Below are 16,737 nucleotides of genomic sequence, written 5' to 3'. Positions count from 1 at the left end.
CGCCGGAACGCGTCTGGCCGGGACCACGTTCATCCTCGAAAGAAGGATGTCTATCGGTGCTTCAGGTCAGTCGGCAGGTCGAAAACGAGAATATTGCGCCGGCGGCAGCGGCGACCGCTGCCGCAGCTCCACCACTGGCGGCTGCGATCGTCGAGCGGTTGTCCGACGGGAACCTCGTCTACGTCGCTGCCGACGATCAGCGTGCGACAGAGATCGCGACGATCGCGGCGGCGTTCGCGCCCGATGCGCTCGTCGTCCACGTGCCGTCGAGCGACGCTCTGCCGGGCGACGATGCCCCGGCATCGCCGGCTAACGTCGGACGTCGGGTTGCTGCGTTGCGACGGCTGCGCGCGGGGTTGGAGAGTCGCGCGGCACCGATCCTGGTCGTCACGACCGCCGAAGCGACTGCTGTACGATATCCGCCGCCACAGATGTTCGACGTTGCTCCACCACGGCTGAAGGTCGGCGATCCGATCGATATCGACGCGTTTGCCGCGATCGCCGAAGAGGTCGGCTATATGACCGACGACCGGATCGACGAACCCGGCGAGATCGCGGTGCGCGGCGGGGTGATCGACGTCTTCCCGGCCGATCGCGAAACTCCGGTGCGGATCGAGTTCGCCGATGGCCACATTACGGGCCTGCGCGATTACGATCCGGTGTCGCAGCTAGGCTTGGGCGACGTCGAGGTCGTGGAGATCGGACGAGCCACGGAGCCGGTCGTCGAAAAGGGCGTGTCGATCCTGGCGCATCTGCCGGACGCTGCGATCGCGTTCGACCGGGACGCGGGGAAGCGGCGTAGTCGCTTCCTCCACATCGCGTCGGATGGGCTGCCCCGGCGTCGTGCCGCTGTCGACCTGGTCCTGGACAAGCCCTGGGCTACTGAGACTGCGGGTCGTGAAACGGTAACGTTCGACGTTGCCGCCGACGTGCCGCCACGGTTTATCGAGCGGCGCGATCCGGCGCGGGCATTTGCGCGGTTCGCAAAGAGTGCGCTCGCCGATGGACGTCTGTTGGTGGTCGGTTCGCCGCGCGATCTGCGGTTCCTCCAGCCAAGGCTAGAGCGCGCGGCTAAGATTAATTTCGTGCAGGTCGATCGTTGGGCGGACGTTGCATCCGCCAAGCCGGGCACGGCAATGCTGCTGGTGGCACCCATCGACCGCGGGTTCGTTGCGAGCGGTACCGACATCGTCGCTAGCGCGGACCTGCTCGGCGGAAGGGCGCGTGGGGACGAAACCGCCGGTGGCGGCGCCGGCAGGTTGCCGGGACTGACCAGTGAGTTGCGGTGCGGCGACGTGATCGTGCACGAGGAGTTCGGGATCGGCGTCGTCCGCGGGCTGGAGATGCTGCCGGGCACCGACGGCGACGCGATCATACTTGAATATGCGAAGGAAGGCCGCCGCCTCGTCCCCGTGCGCGAGGCCGACCGGATCTGGCGATACGGCGCGGAGATCGACGCGGTCACGCTCGATTCACTCGACGGCGCGTCTTGGCAGAAGCGGCGGGGTGCGATCGATGCCGCAATCGCCGAGAGCGCACGAGATCTGGCGGCGATCGCGGCAGAGCGCGATGCCCGGACGACCGATCCGATCGTGCCCGATCGGGCCCGCTACGAGACGTTCGCCGCCGGGTTCGCGTTTACCGAGACGCCCGACCAGGCACGCGCGATCACGACGACGCTGGCCGATCTCGCGAGCGGTAAGCCGATGGACCGGCTGATCATCGGAGACGTCGGCTATGGCAAGACGGAGGTCGCGTTGCGTGCCGCGGCTGCGGTCGCGCTGGCCGGGCGACAGGTCTCGATCGCCGCGCCAACGACGGTGCTGGTTCGCCAGCATATCGAGACGTTTACGAGGCGGTTCGAGGGGACGGGGGTAGTCGTCGCCGGGTTGTCGCGGCTGTCGAGTACCGCAGAGAAGGCGCGGGTTCGGGCGGGTCTTGCGGATGGCTCGATCGGGGTCGTGATCGGCACGGGGGCGATCGCCGGCAAGGGTGTCGAATACAAGGATCTCGCGCTTGTCGTGATCGATGAAGAGCAAAGGTTCGGCGCGGCGGACAAGGCGAAGATGCATGCGCTCGGGGCGGGGCACGTCCTGACGCTGAGCGCGACGCCGATCCCGCGCACGCTGCAATCCGCGATGATCGGGTTGCAGGGCTTGTCGGTGATCGCCACCCCGCCGGCGCGTCGCCAGCCGATCCGTACCTCGGTGGCACGGTTCGACGATGCGATAGTGCGCGCTGCATTGCGTCGCGAGCGAGCGCGGGGCGGACAGAGTTTCGTCGTGGTGCCGCGGATCGACGACATGGCGCCGCTGGCCGAGAAGCTTGCCAAGCTCGTGCCCGAGCTCGGCGTCGTGCAGGCGCATGGGAAAATGCTGGCAGGGGACATCGACGAGGCGATGGTCGCGTTCGCGGCTGGTGACGGAGACGTGCTGCTCGCGACCAACATCATCGAGGCCGGACTCGACGTGCCCCGCGCGAACACGATGATCGTGCATCACGCGGACCGGTTCGGTTTGTCGCAACTGCACCAGTTGCGAGGGCGGGTCGGCCGTAGCGGGCGGCGCGGGCAGGTAATGCTGTTGACCGATGGCGAGGCGACGATCGCGGAGGCGACATTGAAGCGGCTGCGGACGCTTCAGGCATTCGACCGGCTCGGTGCCGGGTTCGCGATCAGTGCGCGCGATCTCGATCTGCGTGGCGCGGGCGATCTGGTCGGCGAAGCGCAGGCCGGTCACATGAAGCTGATCGGGATCGACCTGTACCAGCATCTGTTCGGTCGCGCGTTGCGGCTGGCGAGGATCGACCGAGAGGGCGGTTTGCCAATCGACGACTGGATTCCCGAACTGCACCTGGAATTGGGCGGCAGCCTTCCCGAGGCGTGGATCCCCGAGATGGAGGTGCGGATGTCGCTATATGGACGGCTTGCGCGGCTGGAGGACGTCTCGGCGCTCGACCTGTTCGAGGCGGAGCTCGACGACCGGTTCGGCAAGGCACCCGATGCCGCGCTGCGACTGTTGCAGGTCGCGCGTATCCGCATGATGGCGCGCGAGGCTGGTATTCGCCGGATCGACGCCGGTCCCGCGGCGATCGCGCTTACGCCGCACGACCGCACCGCGGCGAAACCGCTCGACGATCTGGTCGAGAAGAACGGGCGCTGGATCGCCGCAGAAAGCATCGCTGACCCGATCGCGCGGGCAGGACGGATCGAAGAATTGCTGGATGCGCTGATCGGCTAGACGCGTCCGGTTACTCGGCGGCGGCGGCCAGCGGGGCGGACAAGGCCTCGTCGGTGAGCGCCGCCAGTATCGACCGCACCAGGTCGACGACGCGCGCGAAGCCTGCGCCGGGCGCGTGGAGCTTGCGATCGAGATAGAGCGTGCGATCAAGTTCGAACTGCACCGCGTGAATGTTGTCGACGGGCCGCGCATGGCGTTCGAGGATATGCCCGCCTGCATAGGGTGCGTTGATCGCGGTCGAGAAGCCGCGTGCGGTACATTCCGCTTCGATCCGCGCGACGAAGCGTGGCTCTGCGGAATGGCCGAACCGGTCACCGATCACGATTCGCGATCCACCCGGCCCGAGCGGCGGCATCGAATGCACGTCGAGCAGCACCGCGACGCCGAATCGGTCGTGCGCGGCCTTCAACGCCGATGCGAGGGCGGAATGGTAAGGGCGGTGATCGTTGGCGATGCGCGCGGTGACGTCGGCATCGGTGAACCGGCGCGCCCAGAGATCGCCTGAACCCGATGCCCGGCGCGGGACGAGGCCGAGCCCGCTGCGCAGCTTGGCGGATTGCTGGGCGAGCGGCATCGACGGTGCGCCCTCGTCGAGCAGTGGGTCGCGCTCGTCCTCGCGGCGGTTGAGATCGATCCAGGCGCGCGCGCGGGTCTGGACGATGGTCGTCTGGTCGGTCCGTGCCGCCCGTGCCACCGCGTCGACGAGCCGGTCCTCGAGCGGGAGCAGCCCGGCGAGCGGCACACGCAACGCCGTCTTGAGGGCGAGCGGATAGTCCCGACCCGCGTGCGGGACGGACACCACCACCGGGCTGACGGGCGGCATTGCGCCCAGACGCTCGAAGGAAGAAGACTGCATGCCACCACGCTAGGGCCAGCACCGGGCGCGGGCAATCGACCTGGATATGTTAACCACTTTCAGGTTAGGGCAGCCGCAGAATGTACGTGTAAAAACGGGACTTTAGATCGATGTTGCGAATTCTGCTGGCCGAGGACGATCAGGTCATGCGCGAGTATCTGACCCGCGCGCTCGAACGCTCGGGCTATGCCGTGACCGCGGTCGATCGGGGGACGGCGGCGATTCCGTTGCTTGAAACCCAGACGTTCGACCTGTTGCTGACCGATATCGTCATGCCCGAGATGGACGGCATCGAGCTCGCGCAGAAGGCCGGCGAGATGTGTGCGGACCTGCGCGTGATGTTCATTACGGGCTTTGCAGCGGTCACGTTGAAGGCCGGACGGGCGATGCCGCAGGCGCGCGTTCTGTCCAAGCCGTTCCACCTGCGCGACCTGGTCGCCGAGGTCGACCGGCTGTTCGAGACGGATAATGTGACGGGCGTGCATTGAGGGCTTGCACGCCGCGAAGACCGCGGCTAGTGGAGCCCTCCGGCGGGCGTGTAGCTCAGTGGTAGAGCACTGTGTTGACATCGCAGGGGTCGCAAGTTCAATCCTTGCCACGCCCACCATTGAAAACCCCGCTAGTCCCACGGGCTAGCGGGGTTTTTATTTGCCTGGAGCGCAAGCGGGGTTGCCCGGGGAACCCGCAGGTTAGGCCCTCACTGTACCGGAGCGAACGAGAATAGCTGGGTCTGGATCGAGGCCGGTGCACCCGGCTTGAACCAGTTGGTGTCCTGGATGTGGCTGGCGGTCACGTAGATGCGGCCGTCGGGACCTTCCGAGAAGGTGTCGGGCCAGCGCAGGCGGGCGTCGGTCAGCACCGGCTCGACATGATCGCCGACCAGCCGGGTGATGCCGTTGTTCGTCGGCGAGGTCAGGTACAGCGTGCCCGCCTTGCTCATCCACAGGCCGTCGGCGACGTGCGTTTCCGCGACCGTCTTCACGCCCGCCGCACGCGTCGCCTCGCTGACGCCGTCGCGCAGCAGGGCGGTGTCGATCGAGTAGAGCGTCTTGCCGGTGAGCGCCTGGTAATACAGCGTCTTGCCGTCGTTGGAGATCGCGATGCCGTCCGCGGCGAACGCGGGCTGACGACCATCGGGGCGGACGAGCGGCTTGCCGTCGGTCATCACCTTCACGGCCTTGTCGACTTGCGTCGAGCCATGGCCGTCGAGCGCGCGGAAGCCCTTTCCGGTTTCGAGATCGATGACGATGATCGCGCCGCGTGTCCCGGAATCGGTGATGTAGCCGGTCTTGCCGTCGGGCGAGAAGCGGATGTCGTTGAGGTAGGTGCCCTGCAGTGCGACGTCGAGCGGCACCTTGATGACCTTGGTCACGCGGTTGGTGGCGAGGTCGACCTTGACCAGCTTGGGTGCGCCTTCGAGGATCTTCTCGTTACCGGGAGCGCCGGGATCGAGCACCCACAGGTTGCCATGGCCGTCGGGGACGATCGACTGCACGCAGACGAAGTAATCGCCGACCGGCATTTCCGCGGACTTGGCGTTGCGCCAGCTGTTCCACTTGGCGTCCGGATAGGGTTTGAGCGAGCCATCCTTCATCACTTCGGCGACCGAGATCGGCGCGTCGTCGGTCCAGCGCGGGAAATTGACGAAGCGGCGGCCATCGGCCGTTACTGCGACGCCGGTCACCTGATGATCGAACTGCGCGACCTGGGTGAGTGGAAGGCCGCTGGTCTGCGCCGCAGTCTGCGCGCTGGCGACACCGATCGCCGCGGCGGCGAGGACGGCGATCGCGGCAGCGCTGGCGAGTAAGGGCTTGGTCTTGGACATAGTAAGGCTCCGGTCGATGGTGTCGGACAGGTCGGCAGGATTGCCGGTGAATAGCTGGATGAGATGGCGCGCGACCGCGTCGGGGGCTTCGCGCTGGATGAAGTGGCCGACGCCGTTGAGCGTCACGAACGCGAACGGACCGGTGAACTTGGCTGATACCGCCGTGCTTGCCGATGGCGGGTTCACGCCGTCGACCGCGCCCTGGAAATACATCGTCGGTAGGGAGAGCGTTTGGGTCGCCTTCACCTTGTCTTCGAGCCACTGGCTGCGCGGATCGGGTTCGGCTTCGTTCCAGCGTGCGCGGTAGCTGTGCAGCGTGACGTCCGCCCAGTCGGGGTTCTCGAACGAGCGTGCGACACGGGCGAAGGTTGCTTCGTCGAACCAGCCGGGGGGCGACCAATTGACCCAGTGGATGTGCGCGAAGCCCTTGTGGTCGTCGCGCACGGCCTGCGCACCGCGCGCGGTGGCCATGAACCAGTGATACCATTGGCGCTGTGCCTGGTCGAACGGCGGCGTCGGCATGCCGCCGAGACGGGGCGGGGTGGCGAGCATCGCCATCCGCTCGACGCGGTCAGGCCAGCCGACCGCGATCGCCTCCGCGGTGTTCGAGCCCCAGTCGTGCCCGGCGATCATGAACGTCTCGATCCCGAGCCCATCCATCAGCGCGATCATGTCCATCGCCAGGATCGCACTGTTGCCCGTACACGGCGCGTCGCCCACGAACCGCGTTTCGCCAAAGCCGCGCAAGGTCGGGACGATCGTCCGTAATCCGGCGGCGTTAAGCGCGGGAGTGACCTCGTCCCAGGTCGACGCGTCGTCTGGCCAGCCGTGGATCAGCAGTATCGGCTGGCCGTCGCGCGGCCCGGTATCGGCGTAGGCGAGTTCGAGATCGTCGGTTTTCTGGATCGGCATGATGGTCCTCGTCGGATCGCGGCGTCGGACGCGCAGTGGACGGGCCGACACGAACAGTCCTGCTGTCGAAACAGTCTCGGGAGGCTGCTGTTCCGGCGGCTAGGCCAGTGATCCGCAACGACGTTCAGGCGATAAGATTGATAGGCCGGAACCTGATCTGCACGACCACGCGGTGTTCGGGTAGGTCACGACGTTGGGTGCGAAGCTCGCCGCTGGGCGCTGAATGGAGCGCATTTTAGCCGTGACGGTGTACCTGTGTGGCACACCGTCGCGCGGTCAATCAGCCCGCCGCGTCTACCTGTGGCAGGTAAGCGGCGTACCCGTTGGCTTCCATCTCGGCACGCGGGACGAACCGCAGCGACGCCGAGTTGATGCAATAGCGCAAGCCGCCCTTGTCCTGCGGGCCATCCTCGAACACGTGGCCGAGATGGCTGTCGGCGCCTGCCGAACGGATCTCGGTGCGGACCATGCCGTGGCTGCGATCGTGGAGTTCGGCGACGTGCTCGGGCATGATCGGCTTGGTGAAGCTGGGCCAGCCGCAATGCGAATCGAACTTGTCGGCGGACGCGAACAGCGGCTCGCCCGAGACGATGTCGACGTACAGACCGGGCTCGCGCGTGTTGAGATATTCGCCGGTGCCCGGCCGCTCGGTGCCGCTCTGCTGCGTGACGTGGAACTGCTCGGGGGTGAGCTTGACGATCGCCTCGTCGGTCTTCTTGTAGTCGGTCATGGTGATCCTCTCGCGCTCGGGAGAGCGCCGGTTGGCCGTTCGAGGCGGAGGGGCCGCCGTCGACCGGCAGGTTGACCCCGGTTATATAGTGCGCGTCGGCACCAGCCAAAACGCGGTGGCGTCGGCGATGTCCTCAGGCCGTGCGTGAAGTGCCTTTGGCGGACCTTGGATGGCACGGCGCGCGTTGATGCGCTCAAACCTGTTCTCGGAGATCATCATGCTCGCATCCTTCCTGATGGGCCTCGTCGGCGGCCAACGTGCGATGACGCCGCTCGCCGCAGTCGCCATCGCCGCCGCTCGCGACGAACTGCCCGCCGACAATGGCGCGCCAAAGCTGCTGTCGCATCCCGTCGTCGCAGCGGGCGCGCTGGCGCTCGCGATCGGCGAGATGGCGGGGGACAAGCAGAAGACGGCGCCCGACCGGATCGTCGCGATCGGTCTTGCGGCGCGGTTCGTAACCTCGGCGATCGCGGGCGCATCGCTCGTCCCGCGGCGGCAGCGATGGTTGGGTGCGGCGGTCGGCGGATTGACCGCGGTGGCGGCGTCCTATCCCGGCTGGCGTGCGCGGATGGCGGCAATGTCGAAATACGGCCAGACGCCGACCGGGTTCGTCGAGGATGTGGCGGTTCTCGCGGGCGCGGCGGCAATTGCGCGAAACGCCGCGAAACTTGGGGCTGCCTGACGTCGGAGGCGTATTCCGGGCGAGCGGAAAAGCTGCCATGCCGCGGCGATGATACGTATCTCACTCTCTACGCTCGCCTTCGTGTTGATTTCGTCTGGTAGCGCCGTCGCGCAGACGACCGCGACGCCTGCCGACCAATCGGCTGACATCGTCGTTACCGGGCGCGGACTTGCCGATGCGCCCGGTGATCGCGCCTACGACATCGTCACGATCGACCGCGATCGGATCCAGGCGAACGCAAGCAACCGGCTGGAGAGCGTGCTGGCCGACGTCGCGGGGCTCCAGCAATTCCGGCGCTCGGACTCGCGCAGTGCCAACCCGACCAGCCAGGGAATTTCGCTGCGCGGGATCGGCGGCAATGCGTCGAGCCGGGCGCTGCTGATCTTCGACGGTGTACCGCAGGCGGATCCGTTCGGAGGGTGGGTCGCGTTTCCGGCGTATGCGACGGGGCGGCTCGGGCGCATCCGTGTGACGCGTGGCGGCGGGAGCGGGTATCAGGGGCCGGGTGCGCTGGCCGGGTCTGTCGAGCTGGAAAGTGCGGCGCCGGATCAGGCGGCACCGTTCCAGGGCAGCGTTGCGTATGGCAGCCGCGATTCGGTCGATGCGCAGGGCTCTGCGGCGCTGGTGCGGGGCTCGGGGTTTGCGACCTTGTCCGGAGCTTACGCGCGAGGAGATGGCTTCACCCCGACGGTCGATGAGAGCCGCGGGATCGTCGATCGTCCGGCGCCATATGAGCAGGCGTCGGGGGCGCTACGGACGGTGGTCGGTATCGACGCGAAGACCGAACTGCAGATGAATGCGAGTGCGTTCACCGATCGGCGCGACCGGGGGAGCGACTTCACCGACAATAAGAGTGAGGGGGCGGATGCGAGCGTCCGGCTGATCGGGCGCGGGCGCTGGGGGTATTCAGCGCTGGCGTATCTGCAGACGCGGGCGTTCGCGAGCAGCTTCAACAGCATCAATGCCGCGCGGACGACCGCGATCCAGTCGCTCGACCAATATAATACGCCGGCGACCGGGCTCGGCGGGCGGATCGAGGTCCTGCCGCCGCTGGGCGAGAGCATTACGCTTCGCCTCGGGGCGGATGTTCGCGATGTCAGCGGCAAGACGCAGGAGCTTTATACCTTCGTCAACGCGGCGCCGACGCGGCGGCGCGAGGCTGGGGGGAGCACGACGACGACGGGCGTGTTCGCGGATGGGAGCCTGGTGGCGGGCGACTTCACGTTCAGTCTTGGCGGACGGGTCGATTGGTGGTCGATCGATGGCGGCTATCTGTCCGAACGGCCGCTCGTGGGCGGCGCTGCGTTGACCGATCTTCGGTATGCGGATCGAGACGGCAGCGAGACCACCGGCCGGGCGGGCGTGGCGTACCAGCCGGTCGAGGCGATTACGCTGCGGGTTGCCGGGTATCGCGGGTGGCGGTTGCCGACGCTCAATGAGCTGTATCGGCCGTTCCGGGTCGGCAACGACGCGACCGCGGCGAATGCGCTGCTGTCGCCGGAGCGGCTGACCGGCGTCGAGGGCGGGGTCACGCTGACGCCTGCGCCGGGGGTGAGCATCGCCGCGACGTATTTCTACAACCGGCTGAAGGATGCCGTGGCGAACGTCACGACGACCAATCCGGTACAGGTGTTGCCGGGGGTAGCAACCTACCGCGTTCGCCAGAACCTTGATGCGATCCGCGCGCATGGGTTCGAGCTGGATGCGTCATATCGGCCCGGTCCGGTCGGCATGCAGGCGTCGTGGTCGCATACGAACTCGACGGTCGAAGGGTCTGGGATCACCGCCGCGTTGGATGGCTTGCGACCGGCGCAGACGCCGCGCGATCAGGTGTCGGGAACGGTCGACTGGCGGCGCGATGCGGCGGCGGTGTCGCTGACGGTGCGGCATATCGGACAGCAGTTCGACGACGACCAGAATACGCGGGTGCTCGATCCGGCGACCACGCTGGATGCGTATGCGGCTTTGCCGATCATGCGGTCGCTGGTTGCGGAGTTCCGGGCGGAGAATTTCCTGAACGAGCGTGTCGAGGCGGGCATCAGCGGCGCGAACATCGTCGAGCGCGCGACGCCGCGGACGATCTGGGTAGGGTTGCGCTACGGGCTTCGGTAAATTCAACTCGCCCCGCCAATAAAACGAAGGCAGCGTGTTTCCCCGCGAAGGCGGGGACCCAGACTGGGCTCCCGCCTTCGCGGGAGAATAAGGAAGGGAAAGCGACGTCCCGACCAACACGCCACCACCCCGGCGAAGGCCGGGGCCCAATTGGAAAGGTGGCAATAACGAGCCACCGTGCTCCGCTATCGACGTCTCCCAATTGGGCCCCGGCCTTCGCCGGGGTGGTGCGATGGACCGTGAACCTGCTGACCCAGCGCTACCCGCCCTCAGGCGGGGGAGGATGAGTAGGCTCCGCGTTGACCCGTGCATACGCTGCGACTAATGCCACCACCGTGAAGGGTTCCCGGCGACGGGATCAAAAGGGAAGTCGGTGCGCGGATATGTCCGCAAGACCGGCGCTGTACCCGCAACTGTGACCGGATAGCGGCCACCCCGATATGCCACTGGGTTTCGACCTGGGAAGGCGGGGTGGGCGCGGTGACCCGGAAGCCAGGAGACCTGCCTCTCACGGTCGATCCACTGCGCGGGCGGGTGTCCGGCGCGGACGAGTGCTCCGGTCCAGCCGGGTTTCCTCGAGCGAGAGACGTCTGCCGCTCCCGCGAATGGTCGCGGGCGGTTCTGCCAGGACGTGCCCCATGACGAAATTCTTCCTTCTGCTGAGCGCCGCGGCGATTGCAGCGCCTGCTCATTCCCAGACTAGTCCCGATAGCGACGCCCCCGAAGTCGTCGTCACCGCGACCCGCGCCGCGCAACCGCTAAGCGAAATCGGCCAGGCGGTAACGGTCATCGACCGTGCCGAAATCGAGCGTCGGCAGACCACCGTGCTATCCGACCTGCTCGCGACCACGCCCGGCGTCACGGTGACCCGCAACGGCACGGTCGGCGCGCTTACCAGCGTCCGCATCCGCGGCGCCGAGGCGGACCAGACCTTGGTCGTGATCGATGGCGTCCGCGTCAACGATCCGTCGTCGACCGGCGGTGGCTTCAACTTCGGCAATTTGCTGTCGAGCTCGGTCGAGCGGATCGAGGTGTTGCGCGGGCCGAACTCGGTGCCGTGGGGCAGCCAGGCGATCGGCGGCGTCGTCAACATCATCACCGCCGCGCCGACCGAAGGCGTGCAGGCGCGCGCCAACGCCGAATACGGCTATGCCGACAGCGTGTTCGCGAGCGCCGGCGTGTCGGGCAAGTCGGGTCCTGTGTCCGGATCGCTGACCGGCGGATATTTGCGCACCGACGGCATCTCGTCGGCGACTAGCGGCACCGAGCGCGACGGCTATCGCCAATATGGCGCTACCGGGCGGGTCGGCGTCGAGTTCGCGCCGGGCATCGGCCTCGACCTGCGTGGCTATTTCGCGGACAGCCGTGTTGCGATCGACGGATTCCCGGCACCCGATTACGTGTTCGCCGACACCCCCGAATATTCGAAAACGCGCGAGGCGTACGGTTATGCCGGGCTGCACGCGAACCTCGCCGATGGTCGGTTCAACAACCGCGTGGCGTTCACGATCGCCGATATCAACCGCGACAATTACGACCCGAGCTTTGGTAACGATCCGTCGTTCATCGGTCGCGGCCGTAGCGAGCGCTATGAATATCAGGGTGACTTCCGGCCACTCGACCAGGTGCGCGTCGTTGCAGGCGTCGAGCGCGAAGACAGCCGCTTCAACGACGGCTTCACCTTCGCGGATACCGGGATCACCAGCGTGTATGGCCAGCTGATCGTCAAGCCGCTCGACGTCCTTACGATCACCGGCGGCGTCCGCAACGACGATCACGACGATTTCGGCAGCCACACCACGTTCGGCGCGAACGCCGCGCTGGCATTGCGCACCGGCACCACCGTCCGGGCAAGCTACGGCGAAGGCTTCAAGGCACCGACCTTGTACCAGCTCTTCTCCGACTACGGGAATCGCGACCTCGATCCGGAGACCGCGCGCAACTTCGATATCGGCGTCGAACAGGCGTTTCTCGGTAATCGTGCCCGCGTCGGCGTTACCTATTTCAATCGCCGCACGCGCAACCAGATCGACTTCCGGGATTGCAGCCCGAGCGAGCTGACGACGCCCGGTTCGATCTGCGCCAACCGTCCGTTCGGCGTCTACGACAACGTCGCGCGTGCCGAAGCGGACGGCGTCGAATTCACCCTCGCGCTGCGCCCGGTCGATGCGCTGACGCTGACCGCGAACTACAGCTATATCGACACTGAGAACCGCTCGGTCGGCGACGATTTCGGCAATGACCTCGCGCGCCGTCCCAAGCAGACCGCGAGCGTCAATGCCGATTACCGGTTCGCGTTCGGCCTGTCGGTCGGTGGCACCGTGACGGTGGTCGGCGACAGCTTCGACGACGTCGGCAACACCACGCGCCTCGACGGCTATGCACTGGCCGGCGTGCGTGCGGAACTGCCGATCTGCGAGCGGTTCGCGGTCTATGGCCGCGTCGATAACCTGACCGACACGCGGTACGAGACGATCGCGGGCTACGGCAATTACGGCCGCGCGGCCTATGGCGGCGTGCGGTTGCGCCTGAAGTGAGGCACGGGGCGATCCTACTCGCGCTCCTGCTCGGGGGCTGCGCACAGTCCCCCATATCGGGCGGCGGCGGGGGGATCGTCTCGACCAATCCGTGCGTGGACGCGGTGCTGATCCGTATCCTGCCGCCCGCGCAAATCGCTGCGATCAGCCATTATTCGCAAGACCCATCCGCGACCTCGATCCCGATCGCCGTCGCGCGGCGGTTTCGCGGGATCGCCGGGACTGCGGAGGAAGTGATCGCGCTGCACCCCGATCTGGTCATCGCCAGCACCTACACCCCGCCCGCGACCCAGGCGGCGTATGCGCGGGCCGGTCTGAAGACGCTTCTGGTGGGCATCCCGGACTCGATCGCCGAGAGCCAGGCGCAGGTTACCCAGATCTCGGAAGCTGCCGGCGCACCGATGGGCGGCGCGCGGATCAATGCCGAGATCGATCGTGCAGTGACGCGCTGGAGCCGCACGAATGGACCCTCGCCGAACGCTCTGCTCTACATCAGCGGCGATCTTGCGACCGGGGGAAGCACGTTGCTGAACGAGATGATGACCCGCGTCGGCTTCCGTAATGCCGCCGCGAGCTATGGCCTGACGCATACCGGCACGTTGTCTGCCGAGACGATCGTGACTCAGCCGCCCGCCGTCGTGATCGCTCCCGAACGCGTCGGCCGCGGTACCGCGCTGCGCCGCCGTCTGCTGCCGACCACGCCGCAAGCCGTTTTTCCGCGCGTCCTGATCAATTGCGGCGGGCCTACGATCCCGCATGCTCTCGAACGCCTTGCCGCGATAAGGGCGGGGCTGTGATGCGAGCGTTTGAAATTGCGAACGGTTCACCATCCGTGCTCCTCCCCGGCGAAGGCCGGGGCCCAGTTGGCAAGGCTGGAGTAATGGAGCGCTGTCCGCAGTCACGATCGTCTCCCATCTGGGCCCCGGCCTTCGCCGGGGAAGTGGCTATGCGTAGAGCGCACGCAGGTAAGGAGATGTTGGGATGACCCGCACGGTCAAACTCGTCACCCTCGGCCTGCTGGTGATCCTCCTATTCGGCCTCTCGCTCGGCTGCGGGAAAGTCTGGGTACCGCTCGACGCCTGGTTCTCGAGCGACCCGCGCTGGTGGATCATCCTCGAACTGCGCCTGCCGCGTGCGGTGCTGGGGCTCGCGCTCGGCGCGGCGCTTGGCCTCTCGGGGGCGGTGTTGCAGGGCTATCTCCGCAACCCGCTAGCCGACCCCGCAGTCGTCGGTGTGTCGTCGGTCGCAGCGCTAGCAGCGGTTGCGGCGATCGTGTTCGGGTTGGGCTCCGGCCCCGCGATCTTCGCAGCCGCGATGCTGGGTGCAGGCGGCGCGGTCGCGTTGCTCGCCGCGCTGACATGGCGGTCGCCGAGCGCGATCACCTTCATCCTCGCGGGCACGGTGCTGTCGAGTCTCGCCGGCGCGATGACCGCGTTCCTGATCTCGATCGCGCCGAACCCCTATGCGGTCGCGGAGGTGATCGACTGGATCATGGGCGCGCTGACCGATCGCGGCTGGGACGACGTGACGCTCGCGCTGCCGCCGATGGTGGTCGGCGCGGTGTTGCTGTTGCTCACCGGTCGATCGCTCGATGCGCTGGCACTGGGTGAGGCCGCGGCGCGGTCGCTCGGCATACGGATGGGGCGCGTCCGGTTGTTGGTGGTGCTGGGCACAGGGCTCGTCGTCGGTGCAGGCGTCGCGGTGACCGGCGTGATCGGCTTCGTCGGTCTCGTCGTGCCGCATCTGCTGCGACCGATCTTCGGCCACCGCCCGAGCGCATTGTTGTTGCCCTCCGCACTCGGTGGTGCGGCGCTGGTGCTGGCGGCCGACAGCCTCGTCCGGCTCGCGCCCGGCGCTGGCGAAGTCCGGCTCGGTGTCGCGATGGCGATGATCGGCGCGCCGTTCTTCCTCGGGTTGCTTGTCAGGGAACGAGGTCGCGCATGGATCTGATCATCGACGCGCTGAGCGTGAAGCTCGGCAAGCGGACCGTCCTCGATGACGTATCCGCGCATCTCCGCCCGGGCCGCGTAACCGCGATCCTCGGCCCCAACGGTGCCGGCAAGAGCACGCTCGTCAAGGCCGCCGCCGCGCTCGTTGACCGCAGCACCGGCAGCGTCCGGCTCGACACGCAGGACCTGGCGACGATGGATGCGCGCGCCCGCGCCAGAGCGATCGGTTATCTACCGCAGGACGCGACGGTCCACTGGAACATCGTCGCCGGCGATGTCGTCGCGCTGGGCCGCCTGCCGCACCTCGGCGCACATGCCGCCCCGTCGCCCGAAGACCGCGCCGCCGTCGACCGCGCGATGCACGACACGGAGACGTCTCATCTCGCCGATCGCCCGGTCGGAGAACTCTCCGGTGGCGAACGTGCGCGTGTGCTGCTGGCGCGCGTGCTGGCGGGCGAACCGCGCTGGTTGCTGGCGGACGAACCGCTGGCCAGCCTCGACCCGTCGCACCAGATCGACCTGCTCGCCCGCTTGCGCGGCTATGCGCTGGGTGGGGCAGGGGTAGCGATCGTGTTGCACGACCTCGTCCAGGCACAGCGCGCGGCCGACGATGCGCTGCTGATCGCCGACGGGCGCGTCGTCGCGTTCGGTCCGGTCGCCGAGGTGATGACGGCGGACATGATTGCCCGCGTGTTCGACGTCCGCGTCGCGCCCCTCGACGATGGCGATCGCCGCCTGCTCGTGCCAGTCGGACGCATCTACGCGGCATAGACGGTCGACGTGCCCCGCCGGGGGCACTATCCCGCGCCGGTGATCGACATTCCCGCCCCGCTCCGCCTGCGCCTAGACGGCGACGCCCTGGTCCATAACTGGCGGACACTCGACCGCATGAGCGGCACCGCGGCGTGCGGCGCCGCGGTAAAGGCGAACGGCTACGGCCTGGGCGCGATCGAGGTTGCACGGCGGCTCGCCGACGCCGGCTGCCGCGACTTCTTCGTCTCCAACTGGCAGGAAGCCGCCGAACTCGCGCCGCTGGGCCTGACGGTGTCCGTCCTCCACGGCGTTCGCGAAGAGGACATGGCCGCCGCCGTTGTCGGTTTCGCTCGGCCGGTCCTCAATACCCCCACCCAGGTCGCGCGCTGGAAAGCCGCAGGCGGCGGCCCGTGCGACGTGATGGTCGACACCGGGATGAACCGCCTCGGCGTATCGGCGGACGACATCGCAGCAGGCCTGCTCGACGGGCTCGAAATCGAAACGCTGATGAGCCATTTGGCTTGCGCCGACGAGGATGTGCCGATGAACGGGGTTCAGCGCGACCGGTTCGCCGCGATGGCGGGCCGCACGTCGGCGAAGCGGATGAGTCTCGCCAACTCCGCCGGCATCGCCCTCCAGGGCTATGCGTTCGACCTGACGCGGCCTGGGCTGGCGCTTTATGGCGGGGTCCCGCGAGGTGAGTTTAGCGATACGATCCGACAGGTCGTCTGGCCCGAAGCGCAGATACTCCAAGTTCGCAGTGTCACTGCGGGTGCGACTGTAGGCTACAACGCGACCTGGACTGCACCCCGACGCACCCAAGTCGCGATAATCAACCTGGGCTATGCCGACGGATATGGCCGATCATTTTCTGGACGGGGTGTTGCCCGTACGGGGGACATCGACTTGCCGGTGCTGGGTCGTGTGTCGATGGACCTTCTGGTGATCGACGTCGATTCCATCCCCGGTCTGCGAGAGGGTGATTGGATCGGGCTTGATTATGCATTGGTCGTCGCGGCCGATCAGTCGGGGCGATCGCAGTATGAATTGTTGACAGGTCTCGGTGCGCGTTTCGATCGTCATTGGGCTTGAACAAAAAAAGGGGCCGCCTGACAGGCAGCCCCAGGGGTATCTCAAAGCCT

12 protein-coding genes, 1 tRNA gene, 1 pseudogene and 1 riboswitch are annotated in these 16,737 nt (G+C 67.2%); of the genes and pseudogenes, 10 read left to right on the top strand and 4 right to left on the bottom strand.

Annotated features, from left to right (window positions below; genetic code table 11):
• Nucleotides 1-56 precede the first annotated feature (56 nt).
• Nucleotides 57-3,239 (top strand): TRCF domain-containing protein, encoded by a 3,183-nt coding sequence (locus tag QFZ54_RS10250; RefSeq protein ID WP_307086904.1) that lies wholly within the window; start codon nucleotides 57-59, stop codon nucleotides 3,237-3,239.
• 10 nt (nucleotides 3,240-3,249) lie between these two features.
• Here QFZ54_RS10250 and QFZ54_RS10245 read toward each other — a convergent pair whose 3' ends face one another.
• Nucleotides 3,250-4,095: an N-formylglutamate amidohydrolase gene (locus QFZ54_RS10245; RefSeq protein ID WP_307086903.1), complete on the bottom strand. Its 846-nt coding sequence runs from the start codon at nucleotides 4,093-4,095 to the stop codon at nucleotides 3,250-3,252.
• 110 nt (nucleotides 4,096-4,205) lie between these two features.
• Here QFZ54_RS10245 and cpdR point away from each other — a divergent pair, with 110 nt between their 5' ends.
• Together cpdR and QFZ54_RS10235 are read left to right on the top strand one after the other, a co-directional pair.
• The gene (gene cpdR / locus QFZ54_RS10240) at nucleotides 4,206-4,583 is read left to right on the top strand and encodes a cell cycle two-component system response regulator CpdR (protein WP_307086902.1); all 378 of its coding nucleotides are present in this window, start codon (nucleotides 4,206-4,208) and stop codon (nucleotides 4,581-4,583) included.
• A gap of 44 nt (nucleotides 4,584-4,627) precedes the next feature.
• Nucleotides 4,628-4,702, top strand: a tRNA-Val gene (locus tag QFZ54_RS10235).
• Between the two features lie 90 nt (nucleotides 4,703-4,792).
• Here the strand turns inward: QFZ54_RS10235 and QFZ54_RS10230 are convergent.
• The 3 genes and pseudogenes from QFZ54_RS10230 to QFZ54_RS20600 all read right to left on the bottom strand — a co-directional run.
• Entirely contained in the window at nucleotides 4,793-6,832 is a 2,040-nt protein-coding gene (locus QFZ54_RS10230; RefSeq protein ID WP_307086901.1) for an L-dopachrome tautomerase-related protein, read from the bottom strand.
• Between the two features lie 280 nt (nucleotides 6,833-7,112).
• Nucleotides 7,113-7,562 carry a peptide-methionine (R)-S-oxide reductase MsrB gene (msrB, locus tag QFZ54_RS10225; protein WP_307086900.1) on the bottom strand — a complete coding sequence of 150 codons (450 nt, stop codon included), beginning with the start codon at nucleotides 7,560-7,562 and terminating at the stop codon, nucleotides 7,113-7,115.
• A 19-nt stretch (nucleotides 7,563-7,581) separates the two neighbouring features.
• Nucleotides 7,582-7,706, bottom strand: a pseudogene (locus tag QFZ54_RS20600) (3-oxoacyl-ACP reductase); the annotation flags it as partial.
• 73 nt (nucleotides 7,707-7,779) lie between these two features.
• Between QFZ54_RS20600 and QFZ54_RS10215 the strand changes: the two are divergent.
• The 7 genes from QFZ54_RS10215 to QFZ54_RS10185 all read left to right on the top strand — a co-directional run bounded on the left by QFZ54_RS10215 (nucleotide 7,780) and on the right by QFZ54_RS10185 (nucleotide 16,687).
• Entirely contained in the window at nucleotides 7,780-8,244 is a 465-nt protein-coding gene (locus QFZ54_RS10215) for a DUF4126 family protein (RefSeq protein ID WP_307089379.1), read from the top strand.
• Between the two features lie 48 nt (nucleotides 8,245-8,292).
• Entirely contained in the window at nucleotides 8,293-10,356 is a 2,064-nt protein-coding gene (locus QFZ54_RS10210) for a TonB-dependent receptor (RefSeq protein ID WP_307086899.1), read from the top strand.
• Between the two features lie 323 nt (nucleotides 10,357-10,679).
• A riboswitch (cobalamin riboswitch) is annotated at nucleotides 10,680-10,879 on the top strand.
• A 115-nt stretch (nucleotides 10,880-10,994) separates the two neighbouring features.
• On the top strand, nucleotides 10,995-12,893 hold the full coding sequence (locus tag QFZ54_RS10205) for a TonB-dependent receptor plug domain-containing protein (protein WP_307086898.1): 1,899 nt from the start codon (nucleotides 10,995-10,997) through the stop codon (nucleotides 12,891-12,893).
• Nucleotides 12,890-13,690, top strand: coding sequence for an ABC transporter substrate-binding protein (locus QFZ54_RS10200; RefSeq protein WP_307086897.1), 801 nt, complete (start codon nucleotides 12,890-12,892; stop codon nucleotides 13,688-13,690). The genes QFZ54_RS10205 and QFZ54_RS10200 overlap by 4 nt, the downstream gene beginning before the upstream one ends.
• Nucleotides 13,691-13,874: 184 nt before the next feature.
• The gene (locus QFZ54_RS10195; RefSeq protein WP_307086896.1) at nucleotides 13,875-14,843 is read left to right on the top strand and encodes a FecCD family ABC transporter permease; all 969 of its coding nucleotides are present in this window, start codon (nucleotides 13,875-13,877) and stop codon (nucleotides 14,841-14,843) included.
• On the top strand, nucleotides 14,834-15,613 hold the full coding sequence (locus QFZ54_RS10190; protein ID WP_307086894.1) for an ABC transporter ATP-binding protein: 780 nt from the start codon (nucleotides 14,834-14,836) through the stop codon (nucleotides 15,611-15,613). Before QFZ54_RS10195 ends, QFZ54_RS10190 begins: the two co-directional genes overlap by 10 nt.
• Before the next feature lie 48 nt (nucleotides 15,614-15,661).
• The gene (locus QFZ54_RS10185; protein WP_307089377.1) at nucleotides 15,662-16,687 is read left to right on the top strand and encodes an alanine racemase; all 1,026 of its coding nucleotides are present in this window, start codon (nucleotides 15,662-15,664) and stop codon (nucleotides 16,685-16,687) included.
• Nucleotides 16,688-16,737: the final 50 nt, after the last annotated feature.

The sequence above is a fragment of the Sphingomonas faeni genome, from assembly GCF_030817315.1.
In the GTDB taxonomy this organism is placed as follows: Bacteria; Pseudomonadota; Alphaproteobacteria; order Sphingomonadales; family Sphingomonadaceae; genus Sphingomonas; species Sphingomonas faeni_C.
Note: the sequence above shows the minus strand (reverse complement) of the source record. Positions and strands in the feature narration are given on the sequence as shown.